Source organism: Bradyrhizobium sp. NBAIM01, from assembly GCF_020194115.1.
Classification (GTDB): domain Bacteria; phylum Pseudomonadota; class Alphaproteobacteria; order Rhizobiales; family Xanthobacteraceae; genus Bradyrhizobium; species Bradyrhizobium yuanmingense.
Window position 1 is genome coordinate 38,309 of the sequence record NZ_JADYVU010000002.1, and the last position, 25,056, is coordinate 63,364.

At 64.9% G+C, this 25,056-nt stretch carries 25 protein-coding genes; 12 read left to right on the forward strand and 13 right to left on the reverse strand.

Translation table 11 applies throughout. From position 1 onward, the window contains the following. Positions 1–72 precede the first annotated feature (72 nt). The 4 genes from I6F31_RS06525 (at position 73) to I6F31_RS06540 (ending at position 5,347) form a co-directional block, all read left to right on the forward strand. Positions 73–1,956, forward strand: coding sequence for an AsmA family protein (locus I6F31_RS06525; protein ID WP_225185363.1), 1,884 nt, complete (start codon positions 73–75; stop codon positions 1,954–1,956). 188 nt (positions 1,957–2,144) lie between these two features. Next, positions 2,145–3,530 carry an ABC transporter substrate-binding protein gene (locus I6F31_RS06530; protein ID WP_109142529.1) on the forward strand — a complete coding sequence of 462 codons (1,386 nt, stop codon included), beginning with the start codon at positions 2,145–2,147 and terminating at the stop codon, positions 3,528–3,530. A gap of 96 nt (positions 3,531–3,626) precedes the next feature. Then, positions 3,627–4,499, forward strand: coding sequence for a sugar ABC transporter permease (locus I6F31_RS06535; protein WP_225185168.1), 873 nt, complete (start codon positions 3,627–3,629; stop codon positions 4,497–4,499). Further along, complete coding sequence (locus I6F31_RS06540; protein ID WP_035998760.1) at positions 4,496–5,347, forward strand: carbohydrate ABC transporter permease; 852 nt, start codon at positions 4,496–4,498, stop codon at positions 5,345–5,347. Before I6F31_RS06535 ends, I6F31_RS06540 begins: the two co-directional genes overlap by 4 nt. Before the next feature lie 138 nt (positions 5,348–5,485). Here I6F31_RS06540 and I6F31_RS06545 read toward each other — a convergent pair whose 3' ends face one another. The 5 genes from I6F31_RS06545 to I6F31_RS06565 all read right to left on the reverse strand — a co-directional run bounded on the left by I6F31_RS06545 (position 5,486) and on the right by I6F31_RS06565 (position 12,851). Continuing rightward, entirely contained in the window at positions 5,486–6,298 is an 813-nt protein-coding gene (locus I6F31_RS06545; protein WP_036041161.1) for an ABC transporter permease subunit, read from the reverse strand. A 4-nt stretch (positions 6,299–6,302) separates the two neighbouring features. Further along, the gene (locus I6F31_RS06550; protein WP_225185169.1) at positions 6,303–7,217 is read right to left on the reverse strand and encodes an ABC transporter permease; all 915 of its coding nucleotides are present in this window, start codon (positions 7,215–7,217) and stop codon (positions 6,303–6,305) included. Beyond that, a complete protein-coding gene (locus I6F31_RS06555; protein WP_225126275.1) occupies positions 7,214–8,386 on the reverse strand; it encodes an ABC transporter ATP-binding protein in 1,173 nt (390 codons plus the stop codon). The genes I6F31_RS06550 and I6F31_RS06555 overlap by 4 nt, the downstream gene beginning before the upstream one ends. A 169-nt stretch (positions 8,387–8,555) precedes the next feature. After that, entirely contained in the window at positions 8,556–10,028 is a 1,473-nt protein-coding gene (locus I6F31_RS06560; protein ID WP_225185170.1) for a glycerol-3-phosphate dehydrogenase, read from the reverse strand. Between the two features lie 138 nt (positions 10,029–10,166). Beyond that, the gene (locus I6F31_RS06565; RefSeq protein WP_225139248.1) at positions 10,167–12,851 is read right to left on the reverse strand and encodes an EAL domain-containing protein; all 2,685 of its coding nucleotides are present in this window, start codon (positions 12,849–12,851) and stop codon (positions 10,167–10,169) included. Between the two features lie 202 nt (positions 12,852–13,053). Here I6F31_RS06565 and I6F31_RS06570 point away from each other — a divergent pair, with 202 nt between their 5' ends. Then, on the forward strand, positions 13,054–14,178 hold the full coding sequence (locus I6F31_RS06570) for an NAD(P)/FAD-dependent oxidoreductase (protein WP_035998729.1): 1,125 nt from the start codon (positions 13,054–13,056) through the stop codon (positions 14,176–14,178). 146 nt (positions 14,179–14,324) lie between these two features. On the opposite strand, the gene I6F31_RS06575 is transcribed toward I6F31_RS06570, so the two are convergent. Further along, entirely contained in the window at positions 14,325–14,507 is a 183-nt protein-coding gene (locus I6F31_RS06575) for a DUF465 domain-containing protein (protein WP_008546178.1), read from the reverse strand. Positions 14,508–14,837: 330 nt separating this feature from the next. Between I6F31_RS06575 and I6F31_RS06580 the strand changes: the two genes are divergently transcribed. The 3 genes from I6F31_RS06580 (at position 14,838) to I6F31_RS06590 (ending at position 15,668) form a co-directional block, all read left to right on the forward strand. Beyond that, positions 14,838–15,044 (forward strand): DUF465 domain-containing protein, encoded by a 207-nt coding sequence (locus I6F31_RS06580; RefSeq protein WP_008546179.1) that lies wholly within the window; start codon positions 14,838–14,840, stop codon positions 15,042–15,044. Positions 15,045–15,175: 131 nt separating this feature from the next. Then, positions 15,176–15,394 carry a hypothetical protein gene (locus tag I6F31_RS06585; protein WP_035998725.1) on the forward strand — a complete coding sequence of 73 codons (219 nt, stop codon included), beginning with the start codon at positions 15,176–15,178 and terminating at the stop codon, positions 15,392–15,394. Between the two features lie 22 nt (positions 15,395–15,416). Further along, positions 15,417–15,668 (forward strand): hypothetical protein, encoded by a 252-nt coding sequence (locus tag I6F31_RS06590; protein ID WP_036021965.1) that lies wholly within the window; start codon positions 15,417–15,419, stop codon positions 15,666–15,668. A 1-nt stretch (position 15,669) separates the two neighbouring features. On the opposite strand, the gene I6F31_RS06595 is transcribed toward I6F31_RS06590, so the two are convergent. Next, positions 15,670–16,377 (reverse strand): GGDEF domain-containing protein, encoded by a 708-nt coding sequence (locus I6F31_RS06595; RefSeq protein ID WP_225185171.1) that lies wholly within the window; start codon positions 16,375–16,377, stop codon positions 15,670–15,672. A 142-nt stretch (positions 16,378–16,519) separates the two neighbouring features. On the opposite strand from I6F31_RS06595, the gene purE reads away from it, so the two are divergent. Both purE and I6F31_RS06605 read left to right on the forward strand, forming a co-directional pair. After that, complete coding sequence (purE, locus tag I6F31_RS06600) at positions 16,520–17,008, forward strand: 5-(carboxyamino)imidazole ribonucleotide mutase (RefSeq protein ID WP_036021962.1); 489 nt, start codon at positions 16,520–16,522, stop codon at positions 17,006–17,008. Next, the gene (locus I6F31_RS06605; protein ID WP_036021959.1) at positions 17,005–18,111 is read left to right on the forward strand and encodes a 5-(carboxyamino)imidazole ribonucleotide synthase; all 1,107 of its coding nucleotides are present in this window, start codon (positions 17,005–17,007) and stop codon (positions 18,109–18,111) included. Before purE ends, I6F31_RS06605 begins: the two co-directional genes overlap by 4 nt. Positions 18,112–18,153: 42 nt before the next feature. Here the strand turns inward: I6F31_RS06605 and aqpZ are convergent, their stop codons facing one another. Further along, complete coding sequence (gene aqpZ, locus I6F31_RS06610) at positions 18,154–18,876, reverse strand: aquaporin Z (RefSeq protein WP_225185172.1); 723 nt, start codon at positions 18,874–18,876, stop codon at positions 18,154–18,156. Positions 18,877–19,135: 259 nt separating this feature from the next. On the opposite strand from aqpZ, the gene rpsU reads away from it, so the two are divergent. Then, positions 19,136–19,432, forward strand: coding sequence for a 30S ribosomal protein S21 (gene rpsU / locus I6F31_RS06615; protein WP_008546194.1), 297 nt, complete (start codon positions 19,136–19,138; stop codon positions 19,430–19,432). A 101-nt stretch (positions 19,433–19,533) separates the two neighbouring features. Further along, a complete protein-coding gene (locus I6F31_RS06620; RefSeq protein ID WP_074447704.1) occupies positions 19,534–20,184 on the forward strand; it encodes a tetratricopeptide repeat protein in 651 nt (216 codons plus the stop codon). A gap of 26 nt (positions 20,185–20,210) precedes the next feature. Here the strand turns inward: I6F31_RS06620 and I6F31_RS06625 are convergent, their stop codons facing one another. From I6F31_RS06625 to I6F31_RS06645, 5 genes are all read right to left on the reverse strand, one after another. Further along, positions 20,211–21,116 (reverse strand): hypothetical protein, encoded by a 906-nt coding sequence (locus I6F31_RS06625; protein WP_036021950.1) that lies wholly within the window; start codon positions 21,114–21,116, stop codon positions 20,211–20,213. A 93-nt stretch (positions 21,117–21,209) separates the two neighbouring features. Beyond that, the gene (locus tag I6F31_RS06630) at positions 21,210–21,494 is read right to left on the reverse strand and encodes a cupin domain-containing protein (RefSeq protein WP_036021948.1); all 285 of its coding nucleotides are present in this window, start codon (positions 21,492–21,494) and stop codon (positions 21,210–21,212) included. A 12-nt stretch (positions 21,495–21,506) separates the two neighbouring features. Next, positions 21,507–22,604 carry an ionic transporter y4hA gene (locus tag I6F31_RS06635; protein ID WP_035998688.1) on the reverse strand — a complete coding sequence of 366 codons (1,098 nt, stop codon included), beginning with the start codon at positions 22,602–22,604 and terminating at the stop codon, positions 21,507–21,509. A 48-nt stretch (positions 22,605–22,652) separates the two neighbouring features. After that, entirely contained in the window at positions 22,653–24,080 is a 1,428-nt protein-coding gene (locus tag I6F31_RS06640) for a sodium:proton antiporter (protein ID WP_225146460.1), read from the reverse strand. Positions 24,081–24,084: 4 nt separating this feature from the next. After that, on the reverse strand, positions 24,085–24,882 hold the full coding sequence (locus I6F31_RS06645; RefSeq protein WP_225112987.1) for an alpha/beta fold hydrolase: 798 nt from the start codon (positions 24,880–24,882) through the stop codon (positions 24,085–24,087). Positions 24,883–25,056: the final 174 nt, after the last annotated feature.

The window sequence follows — 25,056 nt, forward strand, 5'->3', positions numbered from 1 at the left end:
CGTCGGCACAGACGTTTCGCGGCCCGCCCTTCTGGCTCCAACAACCAACCCGATCAGGACATGCCATTGACCATGGCCCAAGGAATGAAGCGCCTCGGGACGCCGATCGCGGCGCTGCTCGGCGTCGCGCTGATCGCCCTGATCGCGACCTCCTGGCTCATCAACCGCGACGCGCTGCGCAAGGCGGTCGAAGCGCAGATCCGCGACGTCACCGGGCTCGAGCTCAATGTCGCAGGCAGCATCGAGATCTCGGTGCTTCCGGCGAGCTACATCTCCTTCCGCGACGTCGGCCTCAAGGGCGGCGGCACCAGCGCTCCCGCGCTCCAGGTCGACGTGCTCACCGCGAATTTGCGGCTGCTGCCGCTCCTGCTGCAACGTTTCGAGATCGCCGACCTGACGCTGCTGCGGCCGCGCATCCACGTCAGCCTGAAGCCGGACGGCGAGAGCAACTGGACGCCCTTCATCCAGACCATCGCACGAACCATGAAGCCCGGGGCCGAGAACCAGGTCTCGTTCTCCGAAATCCGCATCCAGGACGGCCTGCTCGACTACGAGGACGTTGCCACGCATGCCACCGAGAAGCTCGAGGACATCGACCTGTCGCTGGCCTGGCCTTCGATCTCGCGCTCTTTTGCCGCGACCGGACAGTTCGACTGGCGCGGCGAGCGCGTCGACGGCTCGATCAGCTTTTCCGATTTCGTCGCCGCCCTCTCCGGCGACCGCTCCGGCCTGAAGGCGCGCATCGCCAGCGCGCCGCTCAAGCTCGCCTTCGACGGCAGCGTCGCCAATCGCACCAGCGCGATGATGGAGGGCACGCTCACTGTGGACAGCCCGTCCTTGCGCAACGCGCTGCGCTGGACCGGACAGCCGCAGCCCGGCAGCGGCGGCTTCGGCCGCTTCGTGCTGAAGGCGCGCGCCAACGTCGTCGGCGCCTCGATCGCGCTCACCAATGTCAACGTCGAGCTCGACGGCAATGCCGCCGAAGGCGTCATGACCTACGCCAATAACGGCCGGCAGACGCTGCAGGCCACGCTCGCCGCCGACGCGCTCGACTTCACACCTTATATCTCGACGTTCCGCCTGCTCGCGAGCGGCGCGCGCGACTGGAACAGGCAGCTGTTCGACCTCCAGGGATTGTCGACCACCGATCTCGACATGCGCCTGTCGGCGGCCAAGCTGACGGTCGGACCCACGCGGCTCGGCCGCACCGCGATCGGCGCCAATTTGCGCAACGGCACGCTGGCGCTCTCGGTCGGCGAGGCGCAGGTCTATGGCGGTATCGCGAAAGGCTCGTTCGGCATCGCGCGGTCCGATACGGTCGCCGACATCAAGGCGCAATTCCAGTTCACCGACGTGGATCTGCAGGCCTGCGCCACCGAGCTGTTCGGCCTCAACAAGCTATCCGGCCGCGGCAATATCAACGTCTCGCTCTTCGCCTCGGGCTCGAGCCCGTTCGGCCTCGTGCAGTCGCTCGACGGCAGCGCCACCGTGACCGGGCATAACGGCGCGATCGCGGGCTTCAATGCCGAGCAGCTGCTGAAGCGGCTGGAGCGGCGGCCGCTGTCGGGCGGCGGCAATTTCCGCAGCGGCTCGACGCCATACGACAAGCTCACGATCGCCGTGAAATTCTCCGACGGCATCGCAACCGCCGAAGACATCCGCATCGAGGGCCCGGCGGCCAAGATCACGCTGACCGGCACCGCCTCGGTGCCGACCCGCGAATACGACATGAAAGGCGTGGCGAGCCTCAACACGGCGTCCGGCTTTCAATTGCCCTTCATGGTGCAGGGCCCCTGGGACGATCCCCTGATCTTTCCCGATCCCGAAAGCCTGATCCGGCAGTCGCCGGCGGCGTCTCCCTTCCTCGATCTCCTCAAGCAGCGCATCACGGGGGGAAAGCGCCCGGAGCGATCGCCGACCGCCGAAAATGCGAAAGAGGGCGCGAAGTCGAACTGACGATTGTGCGCCGTGGAGCGCGCGCGAATTGATCCCGGTGAATTGATGCGGCGATTGGATCGATGCGCGCATGATGCGTCTCCGACGCGCTACGACCTTGGTCCGACAAGATGCGTTGATTGCGCTACCACCATGCGCTAGTGTTTTATACGACCGGTTAAAACACCGGCCGTTTGAGGGAGAAAAACGTGAAATCCAAGGTTATTGGCGCGGTTTCATTGGCGGTCGCTGCGGTTGGGCTGTTTGCCGCCACTGCGCCCGCATTTGCGCAACAGAAGACGATCACGGTCTGGTGGGTCAAAGGCTTTTACAAGTCCGAGGACGAAGCGCTCGCCGAGACGATCAAGAAGTTTGAAGCCAAGACCGGCATCAAGGTCGAATTGTCGCAATACGCGATCCAGGACATGATTCCGAAGACCGTCGCAGCGCTCGATGCGGGCACCGTGCCCGACGTCGCCTATTCCGACAGCTACGACGTGCAGGTACAGGGCAAGTGGGCCTATGAGGGCAAGCTCGAGGACCTCACCGACGTCATGGAGCCGATCAAGGGCCGGTTCGTGCAGAACACGCTGGACGCCTCGATCCTCTACAACGACGTCGCCAAGAAGAAGGCCTATTACGGCTTCCCGCTGAAGCAGCAGAGCATGCACGTCCAGATCTGGAACGACATGCTGGAGAAAGCCGGCTTCAAGCAGAGTGACATCCCGAACGACTGGACCGGCTACTGGAGCTTCTGGTGCGACAAGGTGCAGCCGGCGATCCGTAAGGCCACAGGCCAGCGCATCTATGCCGTCGGCCAGCCGATGGGCGTGGAATCCACCGACTCGTTCCAATCGTTCTACACCTTCATGGACGCCTACCACGTCAAGCTGGTCGACGACGACGGCAAGCTGCTGGTCGACGACCCCAAGGTCCGCGACGGCCTGATCAAGGCGCTGAAGGACTACACCGACACCTACACCAAGGGCTGCGCCCCGCCCTCCGCGACCACCTGGAAGGACCCGGACAACAATGTCGCCTTCCACAACAAGACGATCGTGATGACCCACAACTTCACGATCTCGATCGCAGCAAAATGGTACGAGGAGTCACAGAACCAGAACCTCACGCCGGAACAGCGCGAGGCCGGCAAGAAGGCTTATGAGCAGGACATCGTCACGGCGTCCTTCCCCAAGGCTCCCGATGGCTCGACCATCAAGTATCGCTCCGACGTCAAGACGGGTCTGATCTTCACCGCGGCCAAGAACAAGGCCGAGGGCAAGCAGTTTCTCAACTTCCTGCTGCAGGAAGAGAACATCCGTCCCTACATCGAGGGCGCGCTCGGCCGCTGGTTCCCGGTGACGAAAGAAAGCCAGGAAAGCCCGTTCTGGCAGGCCGACAAGCACCGCAAGGCCGTCTACACCCAGTTCAAGGGCGGCACCTCTCAGTTCGACTTTACCAGGAACTGGAAGTTCACGATCTTGAACAATGAGAACGTGTGGGCGAAGGCGATGAACCGCGTCGTCAGTGAGAAGGTTCCGGTCGACAAGGCCGTCGACGAACTCATCGCCCGCATCAAGCAGGTCGCGGGCTGAGTCGTCCGCCCATCTCTCCGCGTTGCGGGGGAGAGTGCAACAACAACAACACCGGCCGCGTCTCGCGGCCGGCTTCTCTTTGAAGAGTCCGAAAGAATGGCGACCACGCTCTCTGGCGATCAGGCAATACCCGGCCCGCCCCTGTCGTCGCGGCTGACCCCGGCGCAGGTCTGGGGCATCCTCCTGCTAACACCTTATCTGCTCGTCTTCCTTGCCTTTGTCGTCTATCCCGTCTGCTACGGGCTCTGGCTGGCACGCGATCCGGCGAACTATGTGGCGCTGTATCACGACCCGATCTTCGCGCGCGCTGCAGTCAACACGCTGATCTTCCTGGTCGTCGGCATCAACATCAAGATGATGATTGCGCTGTTCCTGTCCGGCTTCTTCGCGCAGCAGCGCACCTGGATCAGATGGCTGTCGGTGATCTTCATCCTGCCCTGGGCGGTGCCGTCGATCCCGACCATCCTGTCGGTGCGCTTCATGCTCAATCCCGAATGGGGCATGGTCAACCATTTCATCTTCTCATTGACCGGCGATGACGGTCCGAACTGGCTGAACGACCCGACCGTCGCGCTCTGCATGGCGATCGCCGTGCACATCTGGAAGTCGCTGCCGTTCTGGACGCTGATCCTGATCACCGGGCGCCTTGCGATCTCGCACGATCTGTTCGAGGCCGCCGAGGTCGACGGTGCCAGCTGGTGGCAGAAATTCCGCTACATCACCTGGCCGTCGATGCAGACGCTCTACGTCACCTGCACGCTGCTCTCGATGATCTGGACGCTGGGCGATTTCAACAGCGTCTACCTGCTCACCGGCGGCGGACCTGCCGACCTCACGCACGTGCTGGCGACGCTCGGCATCCGCTATCTTCGGCTCGACCAGCTCTCGCTCGCGATGGCATCCATCGTCTGCGCGATGCCGTTCGTCCTGCCACTGGTTTACTTCATGATGAAACGGTTGTCGCGATGAAGCTTCCCTCCCTCCGTGACGTCGCGACGGAAGCGCGGCTGCTGCTGATCGGCATTCCCGTCTTCCTGTGGACGATGATCCCGATCTACCACATGTTCCTGTTCGCGATCTCCCCGAAGGAGGACGCGTTCTCGGGCAAGCTGTGGCCGGACCATCCGACGCTGCACAACTTCGAAATCGTGTTCAAGCAGCAGCACTACTTCCTGCGCGACTTCTACGCCCAGTTCTGGAATTCGACGCTGATCGCAGTCTCCGTGGGCGTGCTCACGCTGTTCATCGCGACCGCCGCGGCGTTCGCGATTTCGCGATTGAAGGTGCCGGGCGGCCGCGCCGTGCTGAACCTCGCGCTCTTCACCTATTTCATTCCGGCGGCGTTCCTCGCGGTCCCGATGTATCGCACGATGGGCAATTACGGCCTGCTCAACAATCACTGGTCGCTGATCCTGGCCATGGTGACGATCGCGAGCCCCTACGCGATCTGGGTGCTGAAGCAGGCCTCGGACAAGCTGCCGGTGGAGCTGGACGAAGCCGCGGTGATGGACGGCGCCACCACGCTGCAGATCTTCCGCCTGGTCTATTTGCCGCTGATGATGCCCTCGCTGGTCGCGATCGGCACCTATGCGGTGCTGCTGGCCTGGAACGAGTATCTCTACGCGTTCCTGCTGCTGTCGAACGACCGCGACATCACCCTCCCCGTCGCGCTCGGCAACTTCCTCGCCGCCGACGACTCGCCGTGGGAGCTGCTGATGACGACGGGCTTCATCTACGCGCTGCCGCCGGCCGCAGTCTACTATGCCTTCCGCCGCTACATGGTGGGCGGGCTCACGGCGGGTGCGGTGAAGTCGTAAGCTCTTCTTTCGTCATTGCGAGCCACCGGGTCCGCGCGGAGCGCGGCCCGATCACAAGCTCCGCGAAGCAATCCAGACTACTGCAGAGAGAGACTGGATTGCTTCGTCGCAAGAACTCCACGCAATGACAGCAGAGCCTCACAGCGGCGCCGCGCTCTCGCCCTGCGAGCTCGACAGCTTGGAGGCGAGCGAGGCGATGACAATGACGACCGCGATCAGGGCGATCACAAGCGTACAGATCGCGTTGATCTCGGGCTTCACGCCGAGCCGCACCTCCGAATAGATGCGGATCGGCAGCGTCGCCGAGCCTGGGCCGGTGGTGAAGCTCGCGATCACGAGGTCATCGAGCGACAGCGTGAACGCCAGCATCCAGCCGGCGACGATCGCCGGCGCGATCAGCGGCAGCGTTACGGCAACGAACGCACCGACGGGATTGCAGCCGAGATCCATCGCCGCCTCCTCCAGCGAGCGATCGAGCGAGCCGAGGCGCGACTGCACGACCACCGTGACGAAGCACATGGTGAGCGTGGTGTGGGCGATCGTCACCGTCCAGAAACCGCGCTCGGCGTTCAGCGCAACGAACAGCAAGAGCAGCGACAATCCGGTGATCACCTCCGGCATCACCAGCGGTGCGTAGAGCATGCCTGAGAACAGGGTGCGACCACGAAAGCGTTCACCGCGCGACAGCGCCACCGCTGCGAGCGTGCCGAGCAGCGTCGCGATCGTCGCGGAGGCGACAGCGACCCGCAGGCTCATCCAGGCCGCCTCGATCATGGCGCGATCGTTGAACAACTCATGATACCAGCGCAGCGACCAGCCGCCCCACACCGTCACCAGGCGCGAAGCGTTGAAGGAATAGAGAACGAGGATCAGGATCGGCAAATAGAGGAACGCCAGCCCCAGCGCGAGCGAGGCGATGTTGAAGCGGGACAGGCGGGAGACCTTGCGCATCGCGCTACCTTCCCTGTTCCAGCTGCCGCTTCTGCAGCCGCTCGTACAGCAAGAGCGGCACCAGCAGCACGACCAGCAGCACGATCGCGGCAGCCGAGGCAACCGGCCAGTCCTTGTTGGTGAAGAATTCGAGCCACAGGGTCTGGCCGATCATCAGCGCGTTGGAGCCGGCCAGAAGGTCGGGAATGACGAACTCGCCGACGATCGGGATGAAGCACAAGAGCACGCCGGCGCCGACGCCGGGCAGCGACAGCGGGAAGGTGACGAGCCAGAACACCTGCCAGGGCGGCGCGCCGAGATCGGCAGCCGCTTCCTCCAGCACCGGCTCCATCTTGGCGAGCGTCGCGTAGAGCGGCAGGATCATGAACGGCAGATAGGAATAGACGATGCCGATATACATCGCGGTGTCGGTGGAGAGCCACACTACGGGCTGGCTGACCAGATGCAGCGCCAGCAGGACCTGGTTCAGCAGGCCGTCGTGCTGGAGGATGTTGATCCAGGCGTAGATGCGGATCAGGAACGAGGTCCAAAACGGCACGATCACCAGCACCATCGCCACCGCCTGCCAGCGCTGCGGCAGCCGCGCCATCCCGTAGGCGATGGGATAGCCGATCAGGAGCAGCAGCGCGGTGGCCGTGAGGGCGACGGTGAGGCTGCGGACATAGGCGAAGACGTAAATGTCGTCGGAGGCGAGCAGCTTGAAATTGTCGACCGAGAGCGCAGCGAACGCTGCCTTCAGCGCGTCCCATCCCGCCGTGAGGTCAAACACCGGCTCGTAAGGCGGCTGCGCGATCGCGGTCTGCGACAGGCTGATCTTGAGCACGAAGCCGAACGGCACCAGGAAGAACAGCACCATCCAGACATAGGGCGCGATGGCCGCGAAGCGCGCCGGCTTTGCGAAGATGCGGCGCGAGCTCATGATTGCAGCACCACGCAATCGTCGGGCGTGAACCAGGCGACGACATGCTGGTTCAGGCTGTAGGCGTCGACGTCCAGCCGCGCGCTGTTAGCGACCGACGCCTGCAGCATCCCGCCGGTGTCGAGCTTCACCTTATAGGTGGTGGTGCCGCCGAGATAGCAGATGTCCGCGATCACGCCCTCGAGGGTGTTGATCGCCGTCTCACGACCGGCCTCGTTGGCCGGGCCGCGGCGCGACAGCTTGACCTTCTCGGGGCGGATCGCGACCGCCAGTTTTCCGGTGCCGACCGCCTCACGCGGCTCGGCCACCACCAGCGCCCCCGCATCGCGCGTGCCGATGACCAGACGATGACCGTCGCGCAATTTTGACTCGCCGTCGAACAGGTTGATGTCGCCGACGAACTCGGCGATCCAGCGCGAGCGCGGCGCCTCATAGAGCTCGCGGGGGTTCGCGACCTGGGCGAGCTTGCCTGATTTCATCACGCCGATCCGGCTCGCCATCGTCATCGCCTCCTCCTGGTCGTGGGTGACGATGATGAAGGTCATGCCGAGCCGCCGCTGCAGTTCCATCAGCTCGGCTTGCGTGTTTTCGCGAAGCTTCTTGTCGAGGGCTGCGAGCGGCTCGTCGAGCAGCAGGAGTTGCGGGCGGCGCGCCAATGCGCGGGCGAGCGCCACGCGCTGGCGCTGACCGCCGGACAACTGGTCCGGCTTGCGCTTCTCCAATCCCTCGAGCTTGACCAGCGCCACCATCTCCGCGACGCGCGTGGCGATGTCGGCACGCGGCATGCCGGCGCGCTTCAGGCCGAAGGCAATGTTGTCGCGTACCGACAGATGCGGGAACAGCGCATAGTTCTGGAACATCATGTTGATCGGGCGCTCGTGCGGCAGCGCCTGCGCGATATCCTTGCCGCCGAGCAGGATACGCCCCTCGTCCGGCGCCTCGAAGCCCGCGAGCATGCGCAAGAGCGTGGTCTTGCCGCAGCCGCTCGGGCCGAGCAGCGCGAAGAACTCGCCGGCCTTGATATCGAGCGACACGCCGTCGACGGCGCGGAACGTGCCAAAGGTCTTGGCGACGCCCTCGATGCGCAGCAGCGGCTGGCCGGGCGCCGGGCATGCGTCCCCGCCAGCCGCTTCAGCCGCAACGTTCATCCCGGGCAATTCTTCCGCCATGGTCCCTGCCAACCCCGATTCCGCCGCACGCTAGCGGCCGATCGTGTTTAGCTCAACCGGTTCGGGGAAAACTTACATCGCGCCGCCGTAGCCCGGATGGAGCGAAGCGGAATCCGGGGCTGTTCGCCGGCGCAGAGACTCTCCCGGATTTCGCTTCGCTCCATCCGGGCTACACCAGTGACCGGCTCAGATCTGCCATGAACGCCGCCAGCGCGTCGTGGTCCGCCGCAGGCATTGTCAGGCCCAGCTTGGAACGGCGCCACAGAACGTCATCCGGAAAACGCGCCCATTCGTGGGTCATGAGATATCGCACCTCCGCGCCGGTCAGTTCGGGACCGAAGGCTGGGCCAAGCTCTTTGCGCGTCCTTGCTTCACCGAGCACGGCCGCCAATCGCGAGCCGTAGGCCGCGACCAGGCGCTGGACTTCCGGCTCGGACAGAAAGCGCCAGCGCTCGCGTGCGAGGTCGACCTCGGTGTCGAAACGATCCCAGGCGAAATCTCCACCTGGCAGCGCTGCGCCGGCGGTCCAGGGCGGCGACATCGGATAGAACGGCGTCAGCCTCGTCACCGCCCGCTCGGCGCGCCGGCGCGCGGTGGTGAGGTCGCCGCCGAACATCGTGATCAGCGGTGCCTTGCGCCGGCGCGCGTGGAACAGGGTTGTGCCCTCGCGTTGCCGCGCGGACGCGGGCCTCAGATTGACGCCGCAGACCGCCCGGACCACGTCGGTCGGGGCGACGCGCTCGCGGAAGTAGCGGCTCGCCGCTTCGCAGAGATAACCGACATCGGCCCCTCGCACCGCCACGATGGCGGGGTCGCCGGTGAAATCGTGCGTGACTGTGCCGATCAGCGTGAACGCGCGCTCAAACGGGCTTGCGAAGATCAGTCGGCCGTCGCTGTTCTGGAACACGTAGACATTGTCTGAATCGAACAGCCTGGGCACGATGATCTGGCTCATCTGCATGGCCGTCGCGGCGGGCTGCGGCTGGCGCAGGACGGTCTCCGCGACGATCGAGGTCCAGCCGCCACTGGTATTGGCCAGCGCCCTTGCTGTAACGGAGCGGCGGTGGCCGCGGTCGACCACGGCGAGCCGCCAGATGTCGGTTCGGTCGGCACGCACGCAGCGCGCCCCGGTCCGGATCGTCGCACCACGCTCGGCGGCGTCCAGCGCCGTGAGCACGACAAGGCGGGAATCGTCGACGATACAGTCCGAATATTCGAACGCCGTGCCGAACGGGCGCTTCAGCGCGTTGCCGACCGGGTGATGGGTGATGTCGAGGGTCGTCGATCCGGGCAGGCCGCTCCGGCCGGCGAGGACGTCATAAAGAAACAGGCCGGCCCGCAGCAGCCACGGCGGACGCTCGTCCACATGTGCAGGAATCACGAAACGCATCGGCCGCACCAGATGCGGCGCGATGGCGAGCCAGGTCCGGCGCTCGGCCAGTGCCCGGCGCACCCGCCAAAAGCCGCGGCGCTCCAGCACCGAGAGATCGCCGTGGATCAGCCGCGGTGTGGCCGACGACGCCGCGCCGCCGAGATCGCCCTGCTCGAACAGGATCACCCGCAGGCCGCGGCCCGCCGCATCGCGGGCGAGGCTGACGCCGTTCAGGCCGCCGCCGATGATCGCGAGGTCGTAATCCGCCATGAAGCCGTCGAATGGGAGCGAAGCACTCCCATCCACTAGAGCGATTTCCGTTCCGATGAAATCGGAACGGTGGCTCTAGATTCATATTCTGACGCGTTTTCTTAACGCGAGCCGCTGTCCACTTCGCTCGAAAACGCTCTAACCGGTCTTCAGCGCAAGCTCCATGGCTTCGGCGCGGCCGACGAGCCCGGCATATTTGCCGATCGGCAACGGCTTGCCGAGCAGATAGCCCTGCACCCCGTCACAGCCTTCCTTGGCGAGGAAGGCGAGCTGGTCGAGCGTCTCGACGCCCTCGGCGATGATCGACATTTCGAGGCCGTGGCCGAGGTCGATGACGGCGCGCACGATCGCCGCCGATTGCGGGTTGCGGCCGAGATTGATGATGAAGGCGCGGTCGATCTTGATCTTGTCGAACGGGAACGCCTGGAGATAGCTCAGCGAAGAATAGCCGCTGCCGAAATCGTCCATGGAGATGCGCACGCCGAGCGCCTTCAGGCGGCGCAGCAGCGCAAGGCCGCGATCGAAATCCTCGATCAGAACACCTTCGGTGATCTCGAGCTCGAGCCGGCCGGGTGCGAGGCCCGTCTCGATCAGGATCGAATGGACGAGGCCGACCACGTCGCCGTGCATGAACTGCGCCGGCGACAGATTGACCGCGACCTGCAGCGGCTTCGGCCAGGACGCCGCCTCGCGGCAGGCCTCGCGCAGGATCCACTCGCCCATCTCGACGATGAGGCCGCTCTCCTCGGCGATGGGAATGAATTCGGCCGGCGAAACCTGGCCGCGCACGGGATGCTGCCAGCGCGCCAGCGCCTCGAAGCCGATGATCTCGCTCTCGGCGACGCTGTGGCCCGCGGCCCCCTGCGGCTGGAAGGCGAGCGAGAGCTCGCCATTCTTGACCGCCATGGAGAGGTCCTGGTGCAGCACGCGGCGGTCGCGGATCTGCTGGTCCATCTCGGGCTGGTAGAGGCTGATCGTGCCGCGCGACTTCTGCTTGGCGCGGAACAGCGCCGCGCCGGCATTGGCGAGCAGCGAGGCGCCATCGGTGCCATTGTGGGGAAAGACCGACATGCCCGTGGTGATGCCGGCGCGGACCGGCCGGCCGTCGATCTGAAAATCCTTCGCGACGGCTTCGCCGATCTGCTGCGCCAGCGCGAGGCCGGCCTCGGGCTGCTTGCCGTCGATGATCAGGCCGAACTCGTCCCCGGACAGGCGCGCCACCACGCCGCCGCGTGCGGAATCCTGGAGCCGATGGGCGACCTCGATCAGGAGCTTGTCGCCGAGCGCATGGCCGAAGACGTCGTTGACCTCCTTGAGGCCGTCGAGGTCGACGCAGAGCACGGCGAACTCCTCGCCGGTGCCCTCGCAAGCCTCGATCATCTGGGTCAGAGCCTGCAGGAAGGCGGCGCGATTCGGCAGATCGGTGAGGCCGTCGTGATAGGCCATGTGCGCCATGCGCGACTCGGTCTGCCGGCGGTCGGTGACGTCCTCGTGGGTCTTGATCAGATATTGCGGCTCGCCGGCATCGTTGACCACAGTGGCGCGGCGGGTCAGGAACAGCCGCAGGCCGCCCTTGGTGGAGATCGGATGCTCCTCGGTGATCATCCCGCGCTTCTTGATCGCGGCCTCGTCGCGCGCGACGATCAGCTTGGCTTCCTTGGCGTTGAAGATGTCGGACGCGGTCAGTCCGGTGGCTTCCTCGCGCCTGCGGTTGAGGATCGTCTCCGCGCTGCGGTTGGCGAGCAGATAGCGGCCGTCCTTGACCTGCTCCACGATCAGCGCAACCGGGATGTTGTCGACCACGAGCTCGAGGAACTTCTTGGTGCTCTCCAGCTCCTGCGACAGCGAGCGGCGGTCGGTGATGTCCTCGAACAGGATGAGCAGAAATTCGGGCTTGTTGCTCTCGTTGCGGACCACGATCCGGATCGAGGCGACCATGCGCCGCGCGCCGGCACGATCCACCTCGAACTCATTGCGGTGCTGGCCATCCGGCGAATTGAGCGCGGCCTGGTCAGCGGCCTCGATGCTGGCCGCCGAGGCCGACGCAAACAGCTCCCGTGCATTCCTGCCGACGGCGAAGTCCCGCGACAATCCCCAGAACTTCTCATAGGCGCTGTTGGCGAAGATGTAGCAGCCGTCCTCGATGTTCTTGGCCGCCACGCAGGCCGGCACATGATCGAGCACCGATTCCAGGAACTGCTTGGTGGAGGCGAGCTGCCGCGACAGGTTGCGCTGCTCGGTGACGTCGAGATGGGTCGCCACCGAGCCGCCGTTCGGCAACACGAAATACTTCACCAGGATAGCCCGTCCGTCCGGCAGTTCCGTGGTCAGGCCATTGGCGCTCGATGCCTTTTGGTAAAATTCGTCATCGGTGACGCCGAGCACTCCGCGCTCGCGGCGCAGCCTCAGGATGTCGCAACCGGTCATGTTGGGCCGGAGGTCGGATCGCGTCAGGCCATAGATCTCTAGATAGCGGTCATTGCAGAAGATGACGCGGCGCTGCGCATCCGTCATCACCACGCCCTGGTTGAGGTTGTTCATGGCGGAGGAGATGAAGGCGTTGCGACGCAGCTGCAAACGGCTGGACCGGCGCAGCGAGGAATGGATCCACAGCCCGATCGCGGCGAGGAACGAGCAGACCACGATGCCCGCGATGAGGGCTTCCCAGATCACGCCGGGATCAAGCCTGGTGAGATCGCCCGGAACGGCAAGGCTGTCCGATGCCGCAAAGGCGCGCGCAGGCGCGCCCGTAACGGCCAGGCATAGGAGGGCGTGCACAGCAATCGAAAGCGTGCTGCCCACGTGCCAGTTCTTCTCAGCCATCAGCCACCCGCGATTTCAACGTCGGATTGTCTGGCCTCGCGGGTTTGGATCGGGTAAACGCCTGTGGGCACAACAGAATAATGTGACATAAAATGCGGCAATTGCCCTGACATGATAAACGACTTCTTAACGGAAGCCCCGCCTGCGCCGCCGCATCCGGACCGTGCGCCACCGGTGCTTCCAACTGGTATCCTGCACAACCATGGATAGGGTCGATTGCGTCGTCATCGGAGCCGGCGTGGTCGGGCTCGCGGTGGCCCGGAAGCTCGCCCAGGCCGGGCGCGAGGTGATCGTGCTGGAGGAAGCCGAGGCGATCGGCACCGTCACCTCCTCGCGCAACAGCGAGGTGATCCATGCCGGCATCTACTACCGGGCCGGGAGCTGGATGGCGCGCATGTGCGTGGCAGGCAAGCACGCGCTGTACCGCTACTGCGCCGAGCGCGGCATCCCGCACAAAAATTGCGGCAAGCTGATCGTCGCGACCAGCCCGAAGGAGACCGAGAAGCTGCAATCGATCAAGGCGCATGCCGAGGCCAACGGCGTGCTCGACATGCAGCTGCTCTCGGGCGAGGCCGCACGCGCGCTGGAGCCGGCGCTCGCCTGCGACGCCGCGCTGCTGTCACCGTCGACGGGCATCATCGACAGCCATTCCTACATGCTCTCGCTGCGCGGCGAAGCCGAGGACGCCGGCGCAGCTTTCGCGTTTCACACCCCGCTGATCCGTGCCAAGGCGGCGGCCGGCCTCATCGAGATCGATGCCGGCGGCGAGGCACCGATGACGCTGCAATGCAACCTCCTCGTCAACGCCGCGGGGCTGTCGGCAACGCATGTGGCGCGCAACATCGACGGCATGCCGCTGGACCGGATTCCGCCGGCCTATCTCGCCAAGGGAAACTACTTCAGCTGCAACGCCAAGGCGCCGTTCTCGCGTCTGATCTATCCGGTGCCGGAGCCCGGCGGCCTCGGGGTGCACTTGACGCTGGACATGGCAGGACAGGCGCGCTTCGGGCCTGACGTCGAATGGATCGAGACGATCGACTACGAGGTCGATCCGTCACGCGCCGAGCGCTTCTATCCCGCGATCCGCAAATACTGGCCGACGCTGCCTGACGGCGCGCTGATGCCGAGCTATTCGGGCATCCGCCCGAAGATCGTGCCGCCGGCCGTGGCCACGCAGGATTTCTTGATGCAGGGCCCGCGCGATCACGGCGTTGCAGGCCTGATCAATCTGTTCGGCATCGAATCGCCGGGACTGACGTCCTCGCTCGCGATCGCCGATCACGTCGCCGAGCTCGCAGATATCGACAGTGTTTCGAGAAGCGGATAGGTGTGCGCGTCGAGAGCCACGGGTCCAAGCAAGAGTGAGCGCCGCACAACCGTGTTGCACGGTACACACCTTGCAGCAGGGATGAGCACGGATGCTCTCATCCCTGCGTGAAGGACGTGATCAACTCTACACTGTCACGGGGGTTACTAGTGGAGCGTGTCGCCAGATTGCTTCAGACGCTCGATCTGGTCCTTGACCATCAACTTCCGGCGCTTCAACTCAACAATTTGCAGGTCGTCTGTTGAAAGGTGCACGAGAGCTTCGTGCAATTCGTTTTCGAGAAGTTTGTGCTTCCGTTCCAATTCAACGAGATGTGCCTGAATTGTCATTCGAAACCTCCTCGGTAGGGTTGAACCTTTAGGATTCGATCCGGACAACCAAGTCTACATCACCGATTCGTCCTGTCGATGGGTATCCGTCGTTGCAGCGTCATTTTTGAAAGTTCATATGTAACGAAGCGTGACTAAGGGAACCACGCCGGAAAAATCCATGATATCAATACGCCGACGCACCGCCGCAGCTCCCTGCAGAAATATGTTGCTGGAGATCGGGGACGAGGGATCGCAGATCGCTTGCGATCACGCGGCGCAAGGACGATAATTTCCACAGGGCATCCACAGCCCGGATCTCACGCCTATCGGTTTTCGGCCACCGCAGACATGACCAATGAAGATGAGCGTGAGCTCGAAGCCGAGCTCACCCGGTTGCAGCAGGAACACCGAGATCTCGATGCGGCGATCGATGCATTGCATCAATCGCCCGCCCCCGACCTGTTGCGGTTACAGCGCCTGAAGAAGCGCAAGCTGTTGTTGCGCGACCGCATCGCATTCATCGAAGACCAGATCACCCCCGACATCATCGCCTGACCGTGAGCCGGTCTTGCGCGGCGCCCCGCCGCTTCCGAATCCGCTTGACTCAATAAGAACAAAATAGGAACATTCGCGGGCGCCCCAACACCTCAGAGAACACTCAAGGACAACACACGAGGACAACGCAGATGTCGGCAACCGCCCTTTTCGACAACAGCCATTACGAACAGGCCTGCGATCAGGCGATCGCGATGTGCGACGGCAATCTGCGCAGCACCATCAAGGCGCTGATCATGGCCAACGAATATCTGGAAGCCGAGCTGGAGGAATTGCAGGCGGCGATTTCAGCCGGCTGCATTCCGGAGATCTCGCGCAGCAAGATGCGGAGCAAGAGCAGCGCCGCATAATCTTCAACCTTGGAGCAACGCCATGTCGGATGTGACCTATTACGTTGCAATGCCCTTCTTGATCGATGACGACGGATCACCCGTCGCAGGCGCTGCAGAGGAGTGTCAGTCCTCGACGGCGGCGCTGCGACGCGCAGAGATGCTGGCGCGCGGCGCCGGCCATATCGGCGCGATCGCGTTCAGCCGCAGCGGCGATCCCATGACCGGCGAATTCGGCGACGCGACGCTGCTGCGCAAGTTCGGCAACGTGCCGGAAGATCTTGCCACCCTCTAGACTAGCGCTCGCCGCCGACCAGCCTGATCCGCGGCTCGTGCCGGCGGCTCGCCTTGCGCACATACATGGCGGCATCCGCCTCCTCCAGGGCGCGGCCTGCAGCGGATTGCGGACCGAGCAGCGCGACGCCGGCCGAGGCGCCCGCGGCCACGTGCTGGCCGCGAAAAACGAATGACAATTCGTCGATCGCCTGCTCCAAGGCCGCAGCCTTGACCTTCGCATCGGTCTCGCTGAGATTCCAGAGCAGCAGCGCGAACTCGTCGCCCCCGAGCCGGCCGACCACGTCGGAGGCGCGGACCTGTCGCGTCAGCGTGGCGACAATCGCCTTGAGCACCTCATCGCCGGCGGCATGACCGAAGGAATCGTTGATCGGCTTCAGCCGATCGACGTCGAGCACGATCAGCGCCCCGCTGGCGCGGTAGCGCTTCATATAGGCGATGGCGCGCGCGAGTTCGCGCTCGAAACCGCGCCGGTTGGGAATCCCGAGCAGGAAATCGGTATCGGCGGCCGCCTCGAGCTCCGAGATCCGCAGCAGGGCCGCCTTGAGCTTGCTCCTGAGGCCGCGGATGATCGCCTTGCCGTCATCGGCAGCCGGCGCTCTGCGCAAGGCCGGTTTGGCCGCGCGGCTCGAAGCGGCTTTGGATCGGGCGGCGCTCATGTTCCGGCCCTTTCTGGCCTTCGCAGGGCTCGCCCTTTTCGGTTTCTTCATGGGCATCGTGCTCAATGAAGGCTTGCGGGGATTCACCAAGACAGGATAGTGGATTCCCTTCTCCTTGCCACCGCCTTGCGAGCCGCCGGCCGGAATCATTAATCTGGCCTATCTCTCTGTTTTTCTGGGCACAATTGACGTCATGACCGCGCCGATCGCCATCATCATGGGAAGCCAGTCGGACTGGGACACGATGCGGCACGCCGCCGACACGCTTGACGCGCTCGGCATTGCTGCCGACAGCCGCATCGTCTCGGCCCACCGCACGCCCGACCGGCTGTTCGCATTCGCCAAGGGTGCCAAGGCCGCAGGCTACAAGATTATCATCGCCGGCGCCGGTGGCGCGGCCCATCTGCCCGGCATGGCGGCGGCGCTGACGGAACTCCCTGTGTTTGGTGTTCCCGTCGAATCCAAGACGCTCAGGGGCGTCGATTCGCTCTATTCGATCGTCCAGATGCCCGCGGGCATTCCGGTCGGCACCCTCGCCATCGGCAAGGCCGGCGCGATCAATGCCGCGCTGCTGGCAGCCGCCGTGCTGGCATTGTCCGACCCCGCCCTGTCGGATCGCCTCGCCGCCTGGCGCAAGGCCCAGACCGAGGCGGTCGCCGAGCGGCCGGAGGACAAGGCGTGACGGACACCAGGCACGTGAAGCTGAAGCCCGGTGACACCATCGGAATCCTCGGCGGCGGACAATTGGGCCGGATGCTTGCCATGGCCGCGGCGCGACTCGGCCTGCGCTGCCAGGTGTTCTCGCCCGATCCGGATTCACCGGCCTTCGACGTCGTGCTGAACGCGACCTGCGCCGAATATGCCGACGTCGAGGCGCTCGAATTGTTCGCGCATGATGTCGACGTCATCACCTACGAATTCGAGAACGTGCCGGCGGCAGCCGCGCTGGTATTGGACGCGCGCCGCCCGGTGCTGCCCAACCGCAAGATCCTCGAGACGACCCAGGACCGGCTCGCCGAGAAGGATTTCGTGACGAAGCTCGGGATCGGCACTGCCGCCTACGCCGACGTCACCTCCGTCTCCTCGCTGCGCGAGGCGATCGCCAGGATCGGCCTTCCAGCGGTGCTGAAAACCCGCCGCTTCGGCTATGACGGCAAGGGCCAGGCCATCATCCGCGAGGGCGACGACATCGCGAAGGTGTGGACCAGCCTCGCCACCAAATCGGCGATCCTGGAGGCCTTCGTGCCCTACGAGCGCGAGATCTCCGTGATCGCCGCGCGCGCGGCCACGGGCGAGGTCGAGTGCTTCGACGTCACCGAGAACGAGCACCGCGACCACATCCTGAAGATATCGCGTGCGCCCGCGCCGATTCCTGACGCGCTCGCCGAGGAGGCGCGCAGCATCGCGAGCAAAATCGCAAGCGCGCTCGACTATGTCGGCGTGCTCGCGGTCGAGATGTTCGTGCTGGCAGGCGGCACCGGACCGAAGGTGCTGGTCAACGAGATCGCGCCGCGCGTGCACAATTCCGGGCACTGGACGCTCGACGGCGCCTCCGTCTCACAGTTCGAGCAGCACATCCGCGCCATCGCCGGCTGGCCGCTCGGAAAGCCGGTGCGCCACGGCGAGGTCGTCACTATGACCAATTTGATCGGCGACGAGATCAACGATTACGAAAAGTGGCTGAGCGTGCCGGGCGCGACCGTGCACATCTACGGCAAGGGCGCGCCGCGCCCCGGCCGCAAGATGGGCCACGTGACCGAAGTCAGGCCGCCCCGGGACAAGTGACGGGATCGCAGCAAGAGCTGCAATCCCGTCGGGTGATTGCGATCACGCCGTCTTCACACCCGCAACGATGCCGGTGGGCTCCTCGCTGAGCCAGCGATAGATCACCCCGCCGAGCGCGCCGCCGATCAGCGGCGCGCCCCAGAACAGCCACAGCTGCGACAGCGCCCAGCCGCCGACGAACAACGCCGGGCCGGTGCTGCGCGCCGGGTTCACCGAGGTGTTGGTGACGGGAATGCTGACGAGGTGGATCATCACCAGCGCGAGCCCGATCGCCAGCGGTGCGAATCCCGCCGGCGCGCGCCCATGGGTCGCCCCCATGATGATGAACAGGAACATCATGGTCATCACCACCTCGGTGAGGAAGCCGGCCATCATGCTGTACTGACCGGGCGAATGCGCGCCATAGCCGTTGGAGGCGAAGCCCTTGCTGACGTCGAAGCCGGGCGCCCCACTCGCAATGACATAGAGCAGCGATGCGGCGACAATCGCGCCCGCCACCTGGGCGATCACATAAGGCAGGATCTGGCCGGCCGGAAAGCGGCCGCCGGCGGCGAGACCGACCGTGACGGCCGGATTCAGATGGCACCCGGAGATGTGGCCGATCGCGTAGGCCATGGTGACGACGCTCAATCCGAAAGCCAGGGACACGCCGACCAGCCCGATCCCGACCTGCGGGAAGCCGGCGGCGATCACCGCGCTTCCGCAGCCCGCGAATGTCAGCCAGAAGGTGCCGATGGCTTCGGCAGCATATTTTTTGATGTCCATTGTAGTCCCTCATTGCAAAGATTCCGGAACAAAGCTCCGGTGCGGCCCCGTCCTCGGCGCCAAATCGCCCAAATCGGGGCCGCATGGAGGTATTTTCGCCGCATTTAATGGCCGAACTTGGCCCGAAAATCCGCTTGGCCGGTGGACATCTGCGGTTTTGTCTGATACATCCGCGCGCTCAAGGTTAAGGGCTTGCGCGTTTCGCCATCCCCTTTGACTTACCAGAATTCAAATCCGATCCACCTGAAGAGGATGCCGCGTGCAGGTTCTCGTTCGCGATAACAATGTTGATCAAGCCCTCAAGGCGCTGAAGAAGAAGATGCAGCGCGAGGGAATTTTCCGCGAGATGAAGCTCCGCGGTCATTACGAGAAGCCCTCCGAGAAGAAGGCCCGCGAAAAGGCCGAGGCCGTGCGCCGCGCGCGCAAGCTGGCCCGCAAGAAGCTGCAGCGCGAAGGCCTGCTGCCGATGAAGCCGAAGCCGGTGTTCGGCGCCGGCCCGGGCGGTGATCGCGGCGGTCGTGGCGGCCCCGGTGCAGGTCCGCGCGGACCGCGCTGAGCCGATTCAGCAAGACTTTAGTTTTCGATGACGCGGGCCCCGGGCCCGCGTTATTGTTTTGAGGACTTGTCGGATCAAGCTCTAGCGCGAGCCAACCGTAGATGGCCTCCCCTTTCTCCCAGCGCGGCCTTCCGCGACGGCGCCGGATCTGGCAGCCGCCGCTCGCGGCGGCCCTGACGGGGATCGTGCTGGGCGGCTGCTCGTTCGATCTGGGATCACTGATGCCGGAGAAGGACAAGCCGCAGGAGGCCCCCAAGGCCGCCGCGCCGGCCGAGAGCGCGGTGAGCGCCGGCAACGTCACCGAAGCCCAGGCCCATACCGCGAAGGCTCAGTCTCTGGCGAAGTCAGGCGAGGCCGCGGCAGCGCTCGACGAGTTCAATCGCGCGATCGGCCTCGATCCCTACAATGCGCAGGCGCTCTATGGCCGCGCCCTGATCTACCAGGGCAACAACCAGCACGACTTCGCGATCGCCGATTTCAGCGCCGCCAGCGGACTCAACCCGCAAAAGGCCGAGCCGCTGCTGGGCCGCGCCAACAGCTATCTCGCGCTCGGCAAGGTCAAGGAGGCCGCAGCCGATCTCGACGAAGCCTCCGAGGCCGATCCGAACAATGCCCAGGTCTGGACCGCGCGCGGTCAGGTCTATGAGCGCTTGGGCGACAAAGCCAAGGCGGCGGCGTCCTACACCAAGGCGGTTGCGCTTCGTCCACGCGACGAACCCGCTCGCAGCGGTCTCGCCCGCGTCGGCGGCTGACGGTTTGGCGGAGGCTGAGCGGAGTTCTAGTCGGGCGTGGCGCTCTTGGGCAGAACGGCGTTGAACATCGACTTCATGCCCGACAGCATCTCGTCGGCGACATTGGTCTTCTTCGGCCGCGGCAGGGCGGCGCCCGCATCGGCACGCAGGTCGAGCGGCGGTGCGATGACCGGCACGGGAATGTCGGCCGGCGGCGTCACCCGATTCGGATCATCGTTGCCGATCGAGGCCGTGTAGGGCGGATTGGAGCCCCCATTGCCATAGGCCTCGGGTGAGGGCGTCGAGACATTGATCGGCGGCGGCAGCGGACGGACTGGAGACGGCTCCACATTCACGACACGCGGAGCCTCCGGCGTGCGGGCGGCGTCCCGCACCGCAGGCTCAGCCGGCTTGGTCTCCGACGCGCGAGCCTCGGCAGGCTTGGTTTCCGACGACCTGGCCTCGGCAGCCTTGCCCTCGGGCGACTTGCGCAGGCGCTCGATCGCAGCACGCGCCAGATCGTTGGCGTCGGGAGCCGCGGAAGCCGCCGTCGGGGCCGAATTGGCCTCAACCACGGGAGCAGAAGCCGCCGGTGCGGATTTCGCCGCGGCCTTGTCGCGGGCAGAGGGACGTCCGCGCGGACCGGTGTCAGCGGGAGCCACGTCTGCGGCCTTGGTCTCGGCGGCCGGCGGATGATCGACCGGCTTCTCGACCGCCGCCTTGTCCGTCACGCTCTTCTCGGGGATGCCCTTGGCCTTGACGCCGGAGGCGGGAAGGTTGGCGGTATCGGTGGGTTTGCCGTCGCTGCCGGTCTGGGCAGGCGCGGTCACGGCGGCTGGGGTGTCGGCGGCCGGCTTGGCGTTGATGTAATGATTGACGATGTAGGCCCCGATGATCGTCGCGAGCACCGAGGGGAAAATATCCATCGAAATTTTTGCGAGGTATTTCAGCATTCCGACCACACTCCCCGCGCGACCTGATGCGGGAACTTTAGGGCATTGTGAGGGATCAACTGCGACGGATCGATGGCAAACAGGGGCGCGACCCTAGCGTTTCAGCTCAATTTCAAGGAACACGATCTCAGTTGAGGTTTCGTTAAGTACGTCATGCTGGACGCCGGCCTTGCGGAAATAGGATTTCCCGGCGGCAAGCTGCGCCTTGGACCTTTCGCCATTGGGCGCGACGATGGTCATCTCGCCGGCGGCGACCGGAACGATCACATAGTCCATGCCATGGGTGTGATGGCCGGTGGCGCTGCCGGGGGCAAGCCGCCATTCGGTCACCCGGACCTCTTCGTTGTCGACCTGAACCTCGGACTTGGCGGCAAGCACCGGGAGCTCCTTCTAGGGTACGAAAACCATGAACACGTAGACGGCAAATACCACCATATGCACCAGGCCGAACAGGACATTGGTCCTGCCCGTGCCGAAGGTCAGCATGCTCAGGAAGAAGGTCAGCAGCAGGAGCACGCTGCCCTGGGCGCCGAGGCCGAGCTCAAGCTCCTTGTCGAGCGCGTAAGTGGCGACCCCGACGGCAGGAATGGTCAGGCCGATGGTCGCCAGCGACGATCCCAGAGCGAGGTTGATGCTCTTCTGGAGGTCGTTCTGGCGGGCCGCCGAGACGGCCGCGACGCCTTCCGGCATCAGGATCAGAAGCGCGACCAGAAGCCCGGCAAAGGCCGGCGGCGCGCCGATCTTGGCCGCGACGGCGTCGACCACCAGCGAGAATTTCTTGGAGAGCAGCACGACCGCCAGCAGCGCGATCAGCAGCAGCACGACGCTGAGCACCAGCATCCTGCCCGACAGATGCACCTCGCCGCTGCCGGCGTACGCCCGCTCGTGGACGAAGTAATCCTTGTGCAGGACCGTCTGGGTGTAGAGAAACACCGCATAGAGCGCCAGCGTGACCACGTCGACGAAGCCGAGCTGGACCGCCGAATAGACCGGCCCCGGCGTGGTGGTGGTGTAGTTCGGCAGGATCAGCGTGATGGTCGCGAGCGCGAACAGCACGCTGAGATAGACGTTGGCGCCGGAGAGCTGAAAACCCTGCTCGCGATAGCGCAGGCCGCCGATGAAGATGCAGAGCCCGACGAGGCCGTTGCAGACGATCATGACCACGGCGAACACGGTGTCGCGCGCCAGTGCCGGGGCAGGCTTGTCGCCCAGCATGATCGTGGTGATCAGCGCGACCTCGATGATGGTCACCGAGAGCGTCAGCACCAGCGTGCCGTAGGGTTCGCCGACCCGCTCCGCGATCACCTCGGCATGATGAACCGCCGCGAACACCGTGCCGAACAGGATGACCAGAAGGACGACGGTGAAGAGAAGACCGCCAAACGACAGCGTGAAGACGTAATCCGTGGCGCTGACGGCTGCGAACAACAGCAGGGCCAGCGCCGGAAAGACCCAGGCCGACCGGGGCATCGGATCATGCGCGCTCATCATCGGCTCCAACTACGAAAGCGAGCAATAGCAAATCGGCCGGCGGATTCAATGCCAGTGCAGGATCGGTGCGACCGGCAGGAACGTCAGCAACAGGAACAGCGGGATCAGCACGGCGCCGGCGCGCAGGAGATAACCGAAGAAGCTCGGCATCGCGACGCCGTTCTCGCGGGCGATGCTGCTCACCATGAAGTTCGGCGCGTTGCCGATATAGGTGAGTGCTCCCATGTAGACCGCTCCCATGGAGATCGAGGCGAGCGTGCCCGAGAGCTGATGCATCAGCACCTGCGGATTGCCGCCGGCGAGCTCGAAGAACAGCAGATAGGTCGGCGCATTGTCGAGGAACGCGGACATCAGGCCGGTGAACCAGAAATAAACGACCTCGCGCGGCGCGCCATCCGGCGCCGTCACCGCCGACAGCAGCCAGGCGAACGCGCCGTGATGGCCGGCATTGAGCATGGCAATGACCGGGATGATGGCGACGAAGATGCCCGCGAACAGTTTTGCGACCTCGCGGATCGGCTCCCAGGTGAAGCCGTTGGCCTGCCTGTGCTCGTCGGGCGTCAGCCACACCGACAGCGCCGCGATGGCCAGCAGCGCCAGGTTGCGCGCGACGTCCTCCAGCTCCAGCTTGGTACCGAAAATGTCGAAGGCAATGTCGGGCCTCCACATCGCCGAAGCGAGAAGGCTGGCGACGATGGCTGCGATCAGCACCAGATTGACGAGGCCGCGGATGCGCAACGGCTCTCCCCGGCCTGTGTCGGCGGGCGGCGGCTCACTGCGAAAGCGCCAGACGTCGACGACGGCGAAGATCGCGAGCAGCAGGACGGCGACGAGTGCGGTCTGCAACCAGATGGTCCGCGTGGTCCAGAAGAAGTCAACGCCATGCAGGAAGCCGACGAACAGCGGGGGATCGCCGAGCGGGCTCAGCGCGCCGCCGACATTGGCCACCAGGATGATGAAGAAGATGACGACATGGGTGTTGTGGCGCCGCTGCCGGTTAGCGCGGATCAAGGGGCGGATCAGGATCATCGCGGCACCCGTGGTCCCGACGATGCTCGCCCCCAGCGTGCCGAGCGCGAGGATGCCGACATTCGCCGCCGGCGTGCCCTTGATGTCGCCGGTGATGAGGATGCCGCCGGCCACGACATAGAGAGCGAACAGCAGCACGATGAAGCCGAGATATTCGGCGAGCATGGCATGGACCAGCGCCGCCAAGGTCGCCGCGCCGCCGGCAAAGACGACGAGCGCGGCGAGCGCCAGCAGCGACCAGGCAGCGGTGATCTTGCCGTAATGGTGATGCCAGATCTTCGGCAACAGCAGCGGCCCCATTGCAATCGACAGCAACAAGCCGGCAAAGGGCAGCGCATAGGGCCAGCGCATCGCCGCACCATCGAGGCCGGTCGCGGCAAGCGCATTCTGCGGCAGAAGCGTCAAGCAGGAGACGGCGAGCGCGGGGATGTAACGTTGAGCCAAGCCGTCAGCCGCCAATGAAGCCTCTCGCCGTTTCGATCGCGCCATATTGATCGAGATCGTCGTGCCCGCCGCCCTCGATGCGAACGAACCGCTTGGGCTCGCGGGCGAGCGCGAACAGACGCTCTCCGAAGACGATCGAAATGACAAGGTCATTGGTGCCATGCATGATGAGCAGCGGCACCGTGACGCGCGACATGCGCTGGTCCGAATGGAAAGGGTCGCGCATCAGAAGGCGGACCGGAACGAACCGGAACGATGACGCCGCAATGTCGGCTGTCGACGTATAGGGCGCCTCCAGGATGAGTTTTCCAACGCGATGCTCCGAGGCGAGCGCGACCGCGACGCCCGTCCCGAGCGAAAAGCCCCAGGCGACGATTCGTTCCGCCGCATAGCGCGCGGTGGTGAACGCGTAGGCGGCTGCAGCGTCGCGCAGCAGGCCCTGCTCGCTCGGCATCCCGCTCGAGCCGCCATAGCCGCGATAGGACAGCGCAACGAGGCCGGTGCCGTCGGCAGTCATCGCCTTGAAACGGCCGACGCGGCCGGCGAGAAAATCGCCATTGCCGTGGAAGTAGAGGATCACGGAACGACCGGGCTTGGCCGGCACGTGCCAGACGATGACCTGCTCGCCATCAGACGTGGTCAGGACATGCTCTTGCGCCTCGGGAAGGCCCGCAGCATCGGGTGCGGTGCGGCCGGCGGGCGGGATCGGAAACAGCATCTCGCGCTGGCGGACGTACAGCACGAGGAGACCGGCGCAATAGACGGTCAGGAGCACGATGGCGATCCACTTGACAATGCTCATCATTGCGCGGCCGCTCCCTCGCTTGAGACTAGGGCTTGCGACGGCTCCGCAGCAATTTCATGACGTCGGTCGCAGGCTCGCCGGAACGTCGCGGCAGCTGCACGCCGCCTTGTGGGCAGCGTGCCAGGCGACACGCTGCTCGCGCACGCCTTGGGCGGCATGCGATCGGACTGG

Bases quoted from the DNA above. Each gene is read 5' to 3' on its own strand.
- I6F31_RS06525 (WP_225185363.1), top strand. From the start codon at position 73: ATGGCCCAAGGAATGAAGCGCCTCGGGACGCCGATCGCGGCGCTGCTC.
- I6F31_RS06535 (WP_225185168.1), top strand. From the start codon at position 3,627: ATGGCGACCACGCTCTCTGGCGATCAGGCAATACCCGGCCCGCCCCTG.
- I6F31_RS06540 (WP_035998760.1), top strand. From the start codon at position 4,496: ATGAAGCTTCCCTCCCTCCGTGACGTCGCGACGGAAGCGCGGCTGCTG.
- I6F31_RS06545 (WP_036041161.1), bottom strand. From the start codon at position 6,298: ATGCGCAAGGTCTCCCGCCTGTCCCGCTTCAACATCGCCTCGCTCGCG.
- I6F31_RS06550 (WP_225185169.1), bottom strand. From the start codon at position 7,217: ATGAGCTCGCGCCGCATCTTCGCAAAGCCGGCGCGCTTCGCGGCCATC.
- I6F31_RS06555 (WP_225126275.1), bottom strand. From the start codon at position 8,386: ATGGCGGAAGAATTGCCCGGGATGAACGTTGCGGCTGAAGCGGCTGGC.
- I6F31_RS06560 (WP_225185170.1), bottom strand. From the start codon at position 10,028: ATGGCGGATTACGACCTCGCGATCATCGGCGGCGGCCTGAACGGCGTC.
- I6F31_RS06565 (WP_225139248.1), bottom strand. From the start codon at position 12,851: ATGGCTGAGAAGAACTGGCACGTGGGCAGCACGCTTTCGATTGCTGTG.
- I6F31_RS06570 (WP_035998729.1), top strand. From the start codon at position 13,054: ATGGATAGGGTCGATTGCGTCGTCATCGGAGCCGGCGTGGTCGGGCTC.
- I6F31_RS06575 (WP_008546178.1), bottom strand. From the start codon at position 14,507: ATGACAATTCAGGCACATCTCGTTGAATTGGAACGGAAGCACAAACTT.
- I6F31_RS06580 (WP_008546179.1), top strand. From the start codon at position 14,838: ATGACCAATGAAGATGAGCGTGAGCTCGAAGCCGAGCTCACCCGGTTG.
- I6F31_RS06585 (WP_035998725.1), top strand. From the start codon at position 15,176: ATGTCGGCAACCGCCCTTTTCGACAACAGCCATTACGAACAGGCCTGC.
- I6F31_RS06590 (WP_036021965.1), top strand. From the start codon at position 15,417: ATGTCGGATGTGACCTATTACGTTGCAATGCCCTTCTTGATCGATGAC.
- I6F31_RS06595 (WP_225185171.1), bottom strand. From the start codon at position 16,377: ATGAAGAAACCGAAAAGGGCGAGCCCTGCGAAGGCCAGAAAGGGCCGG.
- purE (WP_036021962.1), top strand. From the start codon at position 16,520: ATGACCGCGCCGATCGCCATCATCATGGGAAGCCAGTCGGACTGGGAC.
- aqpZ (WP_225185172.1), bottom strand. From the start codon at position 18,876: ATGGACATCAAAAAATATGCTGCCGAAGCCATCGGCACCTTCTGGCTG.
- I6F31_RS06620 (WP_074447704.1), top strand. From the start codon at position 19,534: ATGGCCTCCCCTTTCTCCCAGCGCGGCCTTCCGCGACGGCGCCGGATC.
- I6F31_RS06625 (WP_036021950.1), bottom strand. From the start codon at position 21,116: ATGCTGAAATACCTCGCAAAAATTTCGATGGATATTTTCCCCTCGGTG.
- I6F31_RS06635 (WP_035998688.1), bottom strand. From the start codon at position 22,604: ATGAGCGCGCATGATCCGATGCCCCGGTCGGCCTGGGTCTTTCCGGCG.
- I6F31_RS06645 (WP_225112987.1), bottom strand. From the start codon at position 24,882: ATGAGCATTGTCAAGTGGATCGCCATCGTGCTCCTGACCGTCTATTGC.